The 10,544-nt window shown below is 41.3% G+C and carries 9 protein-coding genes; 6 read left to right on the top strand and 3 right to left on the bottom strand.

Annotated features, from left to right (window positions below; all coding sequences use genetic code 11):
* Positions 1 to 52 precede the first annotated feature (52 nt).
* Genes H4K34_RS18120 through H4K34_RS18200 form a run of 3 tightly spaced genes read right to left on the bottom strand, consistent with a single transcriptional unit; the run spans position 53 to position 1,183 of the window.
* On the bottom strand, positions 53 to 268 hold the full coding sequence (locus H4K34_RS18120) for a GDCCVxC domain-containing (seleno)protein (RefSeq protein ID WP_246452115.1): 216 nt from the start codon (positions 266 to 268) through the stop codon (positions 53 to 55).
* A gap of 52 nt (positions 269 to 320) precedes the next feature.
* On the bottom strand, positions 321 to 926 hold the full coding sequence (gene merTP, locus H4K34_RS12585) for a mercuric transport protein MerTP (RefSeq protein ID WP_210757737.1): 606 nt from the start codon (positions 924 to 926) through the stop codon (positions 321 to 323).
* A complete protein-coding gene (locus tag H4K34_RS18200) occupies positions 923 to 1,183 on the bottom strand; it encodes an ArsR/SmtB family transcription factor (protein WP_407644582.1) in 261 nt (86 codons plus the stop codon). Before H4K34_RS18200 ends, merTP begins: the two co-directional genes overlap by 4 nt.
* A gap of 694 nt (positions 1,184 to 1,877) precedes the next feature.
* Between H4K34_RS18200 and H4K34_RS12575 the strand changes: the two genes are divergently transcribed.
* The 6 genes from H4K34_RS12575 to H4K34_RS12550 all read left to right on the top strand — a co-directional run bounded on the left by H4K34_RS12575 (position 1,878) and on the right by H4K34_RS12550 (position 10,539).
* Positions 1,878 to 2,711, top strand: coding sequence for an RteC domain-containing protein (locus H4K34_RS12575; protein ID WP_210757735.1), 834 nt, complete (start codon positions 1,878 to 1,880; stop codon positions 2,709 to 2,711).
* 84 nt (positions 2,712 to 2,795) lie between these two features.
* Entirely contained in the window at positions 2,796 to 3,098 is a 303-nt protein-coding gene (locus H4K34_RS12570; protein WP_210757734.1) for a helix-turn-helix domain-containing protein, read from the top strand.
* Positions 3,099 to 3,109: 11 nt separating this feature from the next.
* Positions 3,110 to 5,182: a toprim domain-containing protein gene (locus tag H4K34_RS12565; protein ID WP_210757733.1), complete on the top strand. Its 2,073-nt coding sequence runs from the start codon at positions 3,110 to 3,112 to the stop codon at positions 5,180 to 5,182.
* A gap of 340 nt (positions 5,183 to 5,522) precedes the next feature.
* On the top strand, positions 5,523 to 5,864 hold the full coding sequence (locus H4K34_RS12560; protein WP_210757732.1) for a helix-turn-helix domain-containing protein: 342 nt from the start codon (positions 5,523 to 5,525) through the stop codon (positions 5,862 to 5,864).
* Positions 5,861 to 8,893 (top strand): Eco57I restriction-modification methylase domain-containing protein, encoded by a 3,033-nt coding sequence (locus tag H4K34_RS12555; RefSeq protein ID WP_210757731.1) that lies wholly within the window; start codon positions 5,861 to 5,863, stop codon positions 8,891 to 8,893. Before H4K34_RS12560 ends, H4K34_RS12555 begins: the two co-directional genes overlap by 4 nt.
* Entirely contained in the window at positions 8,893 to 10,539 is a 1,647-nt protein-coding gene (locus tag H4K34_RS12550; RefSeq protein ID WP_210757730.1) for an N-6 DNA methylase, read from the top strand. Before H4K34_RS12555 ends, H4K34_RS12550 begins: the two co-directional genes overlap by 1 nt.
* Positions 10,540 to 10,544 lie beyond the last annotated feature (5 nt).

Genomic DNA, 10,544 nt, shown 5'->3' with positions numbered 1-10,544 from the left:
ATAATATATGTGCTGCAAGGTTCAATTCTCAATCCAAAAAATTGATTTTGGATCAACTACAACAACTCGATGCCCCATTTTCCTGAATAGAAGGACAGGCAACGGTTCCGTAGGAGCAATAAACGCAGCAATCTCCCTCCTTGGGACGTAGAAGCGTATGACAGTTCTCGCATTCATAGAAGAACTCACACGCGTCCGTTGGCATCGTTTCTTCTTTCTTATGCCCGCATTTCGGGCAAGTGATAGTTGATTTTGATAAGATTTCCATATTCAAATGCTCTAAATAAATCCTGAAGTATTCCCGCTGCAATGACCGGAACTTACTCCTTATTCATTGCCGTTACCTTGTAACCCGTACTGTTTATCGCTTTTTCAATTTCAAGGATTGAAGTTCTGGACGTGTCAAACTGAACAATTGCGTTCTCACTTTCATAAGAGGCTTGTACTTGCACAATGCCATCAAGTTTGTTAACCTCATGGTGAACGTGTTCTTCGCAGCCAGTGCAAGTCATACCGCTGACTGAAAAAACCATGCTTTTCAGAATTTGCTGATTTTCCACACCTGCCTGCTGTTCCTGCTGGGGATAAAAAACATCTGCATAAACAGGAAAAGCCAGCATCAGTGCTGCAAAAACGGTGATAATAGACAGGAATTTTTTCGATTGCCAGAAGGAAGGCTTAGTCTCATCATCGCAGTCACATTCTATTTCCTCTTTGGACCGCGGCCTAAGCTTCTGATACCAGGCAAAGCCTAAAACCAATACGGTAATGCCAATTAGATAAGGCCGTGCCGGATCTAACCAGGAAAAAGTGGAGGCGGCACCGCTTGCTCCAGCAATTAAGGCCAATACAGGAGTTATACAACACAGAGAGGCTCCTATGGCCGCCATCACGCTGGTGAACATCAAGGAGGTAGAATTTTTCATAATGTAGGCGTTGATTTAGCGACTAGACTTAAGACTTCATTTACAAACAACTTTTCTTTTTCATGGATGGAATAGTAAAGCGTTTGGGCTTCCCGCATTGCAAAAACTAGATCCAGTGATTTCATTTTCTTCAAATGTTGTGATATGGCTGGAACAGACATTCCCAGTATGTCACTCAGGTCACACGGGCACATACGCCCCTCTTCTCTCAGTAAAAAGAGTATTTTCATACGGGTAGGATTCCCAACTGCTCCCATTTTTAGGGAGGCATCAAGGAAGTGCTGATTTAGCTCACCTATCGCCTGCCGACACGACTTGATCTGATTTTCATCAGCTTGAACCCTTATGCACGTTACGCTCATCGCTTATTTAAGGTTTTGCTTAAACAAAGGTAATGAATTGGGGTGGCGTGGGTAGGGTATTCACCGGTATTTCAGGATTCGATCATTAAGAATCCCCATTATGAGAAGACATATCATAATGAAATAATTAACCTCAAATTCTTAATATCTATTGTCAAATAGTTACAAATTATTACATGAAAGCCCACTTAATTTGCGCGCCCTTTTAACCGCGGTGTGCAGAGTAAACACTTTATAGCTGGATATCATCACTGAAATGAACTCGTGATGAATCAGGAATTGGCTCTAATAACCACGAGGTCAGGGGTTTGAAACCTCCGTTTGAGGACTAGCGCTGACTGAGAAACCCCCATTGCCAAAATCTACTCGTTTGGCAATGCTTTAGATAGATTAAAACCATTTTGCAATGAATTGATTTTTAAATACTTGCAACGGAAATTTCCAAACCCATATCCTGTATGGCAATGCGGCAATGTATATATATATACCATTGCCGCATTGCCAAGGATGGGATTTGCCAGAAATGGCCCTCTCGACTAGCACCGTTCCAATCGGAGTTTAACACAACCTGAATAATTGAATGACCAGCATGTTAAACTCTATTGAAACCATTTTAACTGAAATATCGAAAGCTGAAATAAAGCTCGGTAAGAAAACCGGACAGATACCGGTAAACCTATTTGAAACAACTGAAATAATTGACCTGACCTTTAATGGACACGCTACTCTAAAAAACTACGACCACTTCTGTGAAGGCCTGCTAAAAGACCTCCAGGACCAGATAGACGCAATCACCAGTGACAGTGCCAATGCCTTTGGAGCGGTTAGGGCACTTAACCTTCTATTGTTTGATGCCAAGTCACAGGAAAAGCGCTACTTCCCCAAGAAAAAGAAGGACGATTGGCTGGTGAAAGTCACATTTAAGATTCGCTACCAGGTGGAATTCACCCACGATAAACTGGTGCGAGACACGGTGCTCCGATTCCTGGAAATACAGAAGCGGCTCATCACAAGGTGCATCCGCTTAATCAATAATCGGATCAAACACATCCACACCTTCTTTCCGATTCAGGATCTACTCCCACATCATCCGGGTCACGCACCTTTTACCGGACTTGCCCCCTACCAAATGGGCCAGCTATCCCTTTTTCCCAATGGTATGGGACAAACGACTCTCACCTGGAACCGAAGCAAGGCGGATCTCCTGGAGCTCATTGTAGCCTTAAGCAAGAGCAACTCCGTTGGCAGTACCGGTGGAGTTGTCCACCAAAAGGACTTGATAGAGCTCTTTGGATGGTTCTTCAATATAGACCTGGGCAGTGCCCGACAGGCTATTGGTGCCCTCAAGCGAAGGAAGAAACCTGAAAGCTCCTATACCCGGGAATTGAAGGAGGTTTTCAAGCTCTATTGCGAAGATGACTGATTGATAAAAGTATTAGACCTCTATTAGAGTCTAACATTTTTCTTTTCACCTGCTCCTAATCTTGCGTCCATCAAATCGAGAGCAATGTGGAACACAGAAAAGAAAACCAAAGAGGATCTGGAGCATTTGAGACAGCGCCTGGATTCCATGGAGCGAAACTTCAAGGAGCTCCAAACGAAGTTATTGGCACCAAGGCCAAAGCAAAAATTTTTAACCACAGACGAAGCAGCCGATTACCTGGAAGTTTCCCGGAATACGCTGTATCGCTACATGCGGGAAGGTAATGTTGCCTTTCACATGATTGGTGGGAAGCGTAAACTGGCCTTGGACGACCTGGATGAGTTTATCAATCGCAATCACGTTGGTGCCTTGCCTACAATTCTTTAATGCACGGAGCCATGGGATTAGATAAGCAAAGCATACTAGATGCTACCAACAATGGGTATGACGTCTTCAAGCATTTTCTGGGTAGCCGGATTCAAGGAACCGGCAAAGCATTTAAGAGTCCTTTCTATGAAGACACCAAAGCCTCGTGCTATGTCTTCTTTGACAAGCGATCACGGATGTATAAGTTCAAGGATTTTGGGGATGCTGAATACAGTGGCGACTGTTTCTTCTTCACGGGTAAGATCTTCGGATTGGCTTGTGAACACAAGGATGAGTTTGTAAAAATCCTTGGCATCATAAACCAGGAGCTATCTCTGGGATTGGAATCCAACACTCAAAAAATTGATCGAATTATAGAGCGTGCTCCTGATCAGCTCATGCGCGTTAGCGAGCTTCCAAGCATTCACGAAGGATTTGAAACCGCTCAAAACGAGCTACCTTTAAAGGTAAAGGCTTTCACTCCAAGCGAATTGGCCTATTGGAAACAATATGGAGTTTCCAAGGAAGACCTGGTTCGCTTCAATGTAGTATCGGTAGAATCCTACCAAGGTATTGGCAAGAGCGGTAACCGCTATGTGTTCACTTCTTCTGAGAGTGAGCCAATGTTTGGCTACCAGAGCATCCGGTTTACCAAGTTGTACCGGCCGTTTTCCAAGCCGCGATTCCTTTTCACGGGTGAGAAAACCGAACAATACGTTTTTGGAAAAGAGCAGTTACCGATTCGTGGAGATATTCTCTTCTTTACAGGAGGCGAAAAGGATGTGATCACCCTCTCTGCACATGGCTTCAATGCCGTTTCCATGAACAGCGAGACCGCTCATATTCCTAAGAATTTGCTGCGGGCTTTCAGCTTCCGGTTTAAGCACCTGGTCTTGCTTTATGACGTGGATGAAACCGGATTGAAATCCATGGAGTCGCTCAAGCATCAATACAAGAGTTTCAACTTGAAATCGCTGCGACTGCCTCTTTCCGGAGAAAAGGATCAAAAAGATATTTCTGACTTCTTTGCCCAGGGCCATACTGCCGATGATTTGCGAATGCTTTTTCGGGAAATGCTGGATATAGCCTATGAAGATTCCCTGGCCATTATGCGGACTTGTGAAATTGATTTTAGCAGACCACCAACCGAACCGGAGCCATTGATCAAGATCAACGAAGTTACAGTAGGTGCTCCGGGAAATATCATGTGCGTGGCCGGATCAGAGGGAAGCGGAAAAACCAACTTCCTGGGTGGTATTCTTTCCGGTAGCATTAAACCGGAAGGACTGGATATCGACACCCTGGGAACCACGGTGCGTGAAAACAGTAATGGCCAAGGAGTTTTGCTTTATGATACCGAGCAAAGTGAGTATCAACTTTATAAAAACCTGACCTACATCGTGAATCGCTCTACCTTAAAACGTCCGCCATCCTGGTTCAAAGCCTTTTGCCTCGTGGGCATATCCAGAGCGGAACGCATGAAGCTCATCATGGAATCGATGGACAAGTATTTCTATCAATTCGGTGGAATCCATATGGTAGTGATTGACGGAATTGGTGACTTGCTCCCTGGTGTAAACGAAGAAGAAGGATCCGTTGCCCTTATTGAAGAACTCATTCGCATTGCGGCCATCTACAACACGGTAGTGGTTTGCGTGTTGCACATGGCTCCCTCCGGTATGAAGCTTCGCGGACACCTTGGTAGTGAAGTACAGCGGAAGGCGGCCGGTATTCTTTTGATTGAGAAAGATGAAAACACCGACTCATCATTGATTAAAGCCTTAAAAGTGCGCGATGGAAGTCCATTGGATGTACCAATCATGGAATTCGGCTGGAACAAAGAGAAAGGCCGGCATGAATTCTTTGGCGAAAAGAGTCCGAAGGAAACGGTAAAGCGAAATTCAGTTGACTTGAAAGCCCTGGCCAAGGAACTCTACGGTGAAAAACGCTCAATGTCTTCAAAGGATCTGGGGAAACTGATCTCCCAGCACCTTGAAATTAAGGAGCGCATGGCCAGAAACTATATCAATTACATGAAAGAGCACGGAATACTGGAAAAATCCACACAATTCCCTGGCTTCTACACGCTGGTTGACAATCAATAGCATATCATTCAGGCCGCAATCTGCTTTAACAGCCCTCCATTTCACCTTGATTGCGGTCTGAATTGAGAACAGACTGAGACGTCTGTAGTACGGAAATCCTCCTTTTGGGAGGATTTTTTGTTGATATTGGGAAGAACTGAGTCCAGTTGATATATTTTTCTTCGCTTTTCCCATTTACTTAAAATGAAACCGAGCAGATACGAGACTCTACCTACCTGGTTTTCGTATTGGTAAGGCAGTTTTACTGAATTTGTTGAACTATTCCTTGAGACTATAATATCAAACGCGTACTTTTGGACAATTAATGTCCTGACACATTTTTCTAGAACTTCAATGTCAGATGACACCTAAAGCATCATTCGGAGAACATATAAGATCCTTAAGGGAGAATCAGAAACTCCCTCTCCGAAAGGTAGCTGCGATACTGGATATTGACCCGTCCACACTTAGCAAGATTGAAAGAGGTGAACGATCTGCTAACAAAGAAATGATCCCTGTTCTGGCAGAGTTATTCAAAGAAGATACAGAAACACTTGGTTTGATTTTGCTGAGTGATAAAGTGGCTTACGATTTAATGCAGGAGGAAAACTCTCATGAAATCCTTAAAGTGGCGGAGGAGAAAATCAAGTATTTAAAAACCAAAAACCATCAGCAAGGTAAATTAGATTTTGACAAGCAATGACCATTCAAGAACTGGTAGAAAAATATCGATCAGACAGAGTGAGTTGCCTTAAAACAGCTTACAATGAAACGCAAGTACGTAATGACTTTATTGATCCGCTTTTGAAGTGTCTTGGATGGGATGTGGACAATTATAAAGGAAAAACGCAATTCTTACGGGATGTTATTCAGGAAGAATATATTGAGGTAGAAGACGAAACAACCAAAAAGAATCCTGATTATACGCTACGCATCAACGGTACCAGAAAACTATTTGTAGAAGTCAAAAAGCCTTCGATTAACATTTTAAAATCTGCCAAAGCTGCTTTTCAAACGAGAAGATATGGCTGGAACGCGAATCTTGGTATTTCGATTCTAACCAATTTTGAACACCTCATTACCTATGATTGTAGGTTCAAACCAGATGTTTCGGAAAATGAACAGGTAGCCCGAGTTAGAATTTTCAATTTTGAAGAATACGTTGAAGCCTTTGACGAAATTCAGAAGCTGGTTTCGTTTAATTCAGCAAATTCTGGTCAATTAGACGACCTGTTTTCCATTTATGAGCGAAAAGGACAAACTTTTGATGACTATTTCTTAAAACAAATAGAAGATTGGCGGCAAAAATTGGCCATTACTGCTATAGAGAAAAATGAGAGCCTGGATGATGAAGACATTAACTTCTTGATTCAACGGCTGCTTAACCGTATTATCTTTCTAAGAATTTGTGAAGACCGAACGATTGAAAAGTTTGAAACGCTGAAAAATATCAAAAGCTATGATGAACTAAAGAATCTTTTTAAACAGTCGGACAAAAAATTCAATTCTGGCCTGTTCGATTTTATTGAAGATACTCTTTCGCTTAAAATTGACATTGACTCTGAAGTACTAATCGAAATTTTTAATGAACTCTATTACCCATTAAGCCCGTACGACTTTTCAGTTGTTGACCCGACAATATTAAGCCAGATCTACGAAAGGTTTTTGGGAAGCCGTATTGTTCTCGAAGATGGAAGACAACTTTCTATTCTGGAAGAACCGGAAGTTTCTGCATCTAATGGTGTTGTTCCGACCCCTAAACTCATTGTAGAGCAAATCATAAAAGACGCCTTGTCCCCATTGATGACTGGGAAAACCTTTGATGAGATTAGCACAATTAAAATTGCAGATATATGCTGTGGTTCAGGAACCTTTCTTATTTCTGCTTATGACTTCATGCAGCAAAAGGTTCTGGAAAAACTGATTGAAGAAAATGCGAGTAGTAATGAGTTGGTTTACCAACTGGATGAAACCACATCTGCACTTACTCTTAAAGCTAAGCGAAATATTCTTGAGCAGAATATTTATGGTGTTGATATAAATCCTTATGCCACTGAAGTATCTGAATTCAGTTTGCTTCTGAAGCTTCTGGAGGGAGAAGATAAAGCTTCGGTTGACAACTTCATTAATCAACATACAGAAAAAGTCCTGCCAAATCTCAAAGGAAATATTAAATGTGGGAATTCACTGGTTGATTCCAAGTTCTTTGAGTTTATGCCAGATGCGCTGGAAAACAACCAACTGCTGCATAATGTCAAACCATTTGATTGGGAAATAGAATTTCCTTTTTTGAAGGAAACAAAGGGTTTTGATGCAATTATTGGTAACCCTCCTTATGTACGCATACAAAATCTCGTAAAATATGCTCCTGAGGAAATAAAGTTCTACCAATCAAGTACCTCTGGATACAGTGTTGCCAAGAAGGAGACTATAGATAAATATTATGTCTTTATTCAGCGAGCCATTGCTCTGTTAAATACAAATGGGTTGCTTGGCTACATTGTGCCGCATAAATTTTTTCTTATCAAAGGTGGCAAAGGATTACGGGAGTTTATAACAACGAACAGTCAAATTTCAAAAATCACGCACTTTGGAGTTGCACAGGTATTTCCGGATCGTTCGACATACACGGCTATCTTAATCCTTCAAAAAGCTAAAAAGACAGACTTCCAATTTAAGCGAGTTAGAAAAATCACACCTGAATTGCTCGAGAAACAAGATGCCTTTGTTTCGTACCGAACAGATGCTTTCAATACTGATCCATGGATATTTCTTTCACCGGACACGGAAAAAGTCTTTAACAAACTTCGTTCTGAGCAGTCCGTTCCGTTAAAAGAGTTGGCAGAAATATGTGTGGGTTTACAAACCAGTGCTGATAAGATTTACATTTTTGAGCCGGAAAGCGAAACATCAAATACATATAGCTTTACCAAGAGTGGGAGACAATGGGAAGTTGAAAAAAACATCTGCCTCCCGGCTATTTACGACTTGTCATTTGGCTTATTCGATACCATAGCAGCCAATGCCCGGATTATATTTCCTTATTCAGTTGAAAATGATGGAGCCCATTTATTCAGTGAAAAGTATTTTGAAAGCAACTTTCCGCTTGCCTGGTCTTATTTACAGGAGCATAAGCCGCAATTGGAGAAAAGGAGCTTGCAAGGGAACAACCCCAAATGGTATCAATTTGGACGTTCTCAAAGCCTGACAAGATTTCACAACACGCCAAAACTTGTTTGGTCTGTTTTAGCAACCAGCCCTCCCTATGCTCTTGACAATAATGATCTTCAATTCACTGGTGGAGGTAACGGTCCGTACTACGCATTAACTAACCGATCTGACTATTCACTACTGTACTTCCTAGGTATTTTATCACATCCTCTTTTTGAAAATATGGTAAAGGCAGGAGCAAGTGAGTTTAGAGGTGCTTATTATTCTCACGGCAAGCAGTTTATTGAAAATATTCCTATTCGACAGATTGATCTCAACAATACTTCCGAAAAAGAAAAATATAACACCATTATTAAACTGGTAAAATCCCTGATCAAAACGAGGGCACAATTAAAAAGTGCGGCTTACGGATCCAAAAGAACGGTACTCCAAAGAAAAGCTGACACGCTCTTTGATCAATTAATTCGAAACATCAACCTTTTATATGAGATCAGTGAGGAGGAATTTAGTCTGGTTAAGTACGATGATATGTTCACCACAGAATTAGCCATAGAGGAATAATGGGACAGATAAAAAAAAACATAAGCGCTCAAAAATTAAGAGGTGGTTACTATACGCCTCAGGCTATTGCTGATTTTTTATGCCAATGGAGCATTGACAAAAAAACTGAGCGGATTTTAGAACCGAGTTGTGGTGATGGAAATTTTATTGAATCGGCCATACTTCGATTCAAAGAACTGGGGATTGAAGGAGAAGACTTAAAAGGCCGAATCAAAGGGATAGAATTGCTGAAAGAAGAATCACTAAAGGCCAAAGCCAGAGCTGCCAATTTGGGTCTGAATTCCAATACCATCGTTAATCATGATTTTTTTCATTATATCAGCAGCAATGTAGTTGAAAAGTATGATGTGGTTATCGGCAATCCTCCTTTCATCCGCTATCAAAGCTTTCCCGAAGAGCACAGGAAACTGGCTATTGGAATGATGCAGGATCTTGGATTGAGCCCCAATAAACTCACAAATATCTGGGTTCCCTTTTTAGTCGTTTCCGCTTCCTTACTGAAAGATGATGGCAGAATAGCTATGGTAGTTCCTGCCGAATTGTTCCAGGTGAAATATGCAGCGGAAACAAGGGTTTTTCTTTCTAAGTTTTTTGAACGTATTACAATTATCACTTTCAAGAAATTGGTCTTTGCCAGTATTCAACAAGAAGTTGTATTACTACTTTGCGAAAAGAAAGTATATCATGGAAAAGGGGTTAGAGTAATCGAATGTGAAAACCTGGACGAATTGAAGTCAATCAATTTCAAGGCGATTAACGGCTCCAATGTCAAGCCTATAGATCATACCACTGAAAAATGGACAAAGTACTTTCTCAATGAGGGTGAAATCAATCTTTTAAGAGGATTGCGGAAAGATAAACGAGTTACTACCTGTGGAGACATCATGGAGGTAGACGTTGGTTTGGTCACTGGTAGAAATGAGTTCTTTATGATGAACGAGGAACAAGTGAAAGCATGGAAATTGAAAAAATACACCATTCCCGTAGCCAGTAAATCCAACCAATTGAAGGGTATTACATTTTCTGAAACAGATTTTTCTAATAACTCAAAAGCTCAAAATGCCATCCATTTGTTCATTCCACCCAATGAGGATTTTGAGAAGCTACCGAAGGTCTGTCAAAACTATATTGAGTATGGTGAGCAACAAGGATTTCATACTGGCTACAAAACCCGGATAAGAAGAAGGTGGTACATCACTCCATCATTATGGGTACCGGATGCTTTTGCGTTGCGACAAGTAGGCGATTACCCTAAACTCATTTTGAATGAAACAGGTGCTTCTTCTACAGATACTATTCACAGGGTTAGGTTTAAAGAAGGAGTAAATAGAAGTATGGCCGCCATTTCATTTTTGAACTCCCTTTCCTTTGCCTTTTCAGAGATAACAGGGAGAAGCTATGGAGGTGGCGTAATGACCTTTGAGCCCACAGAAATTGAAGAGATACAAATCCCTGTGTTGGCTGATTTAGATATTGATTTTGATCAGGTTGATTCTCTGATTCGTCAGCGAAAAATTGAAGAGGCACTGGATATAATGGATGAGGCTTTCTTGATCAAACATCACGGATTCAAAAAATCTGAGGTAGATGATTTGAGAGCAGTATGGAAGAAGTTGTCACAACGGAGGAATAATAGAAAGAGGTGACATTA

Origin of the sequence: Croceimicrobium hydrocarbonivorans (assembly GCF_014524565.1) — a bacterium.
Lineage (GTDB): Bacteria > Bacteroidota > Bacteroidia > Flavobacteriales > Schleiferiaceae > Croceimicrobium > Croceimicrobium hydrocarbonivorans.
The sequence above is the reverse complement of the archived record's forward strand: the minus strand, read 5'-3'. Positions and strand labels throughout refer to the sequence as shown.

Coding starts and splice junctions, on each gene's coding strand:
- H4K34_RS18120 (WP_246452115.1), bottom strand. CDS start 268: ATGGAAATCTTATCAAAATCAACTATCACTTGCCCGAAATGCGGGCAT.
- merTP (WP_210757737.1), bottom strand. CDS start 926: ATGAAAAATTCTACCTCCTTGATGTTCACCAGCGTGATGGCGGCCATA.
- H4K34_RS18200 (WP_407644582.1), bottom strand. CDS start 1,183: ATGGGAGCAGTTGGGAATCCTACCCGTATGAAAATACTCTTTTTACTG.
- H4K34_RS12575 (WP_210757735.1), top strand. CDS start 1,878: ATGTTAAACTCTATTGAAACCATTTTAACTGAAATATCGAAAGCTGAA.
- H4K34_RS12570 (WP_210757734.1), top strand. CDS start 2,796: ATGTGGAACACAGAAAAGAAAACCAAAGAGGATCTGGAGCATTTGAGA.
- H4K34_RS12565 (WP_210757733.1), top strand. CDS start 3,110: ATGGGATTAGATAAGCAAAGCATACTAGATGCTACCAACAATGGGTAT.
- H4K34_RS12560 (WP_210757732.1), top strand. CDS start 5,523: ATGACACCTAAAGCATCATTCGGAGAACATATAAGATCCTTAAGGGAG.
- H4K34_RS12555 (WP_210757731.1), top strand. CDS start 5,861: ATGACCATTCAAGAACTGGTAGAAAAATATCGATCAGACAGAGTGAGT.
- H4K34_RS12550 (WP_210757730.1), top strand. CDS start 8,893: ATGGGACAGATAAAAAAAAACATAAGCGCTCAAAAATTAAGAGGTGGT.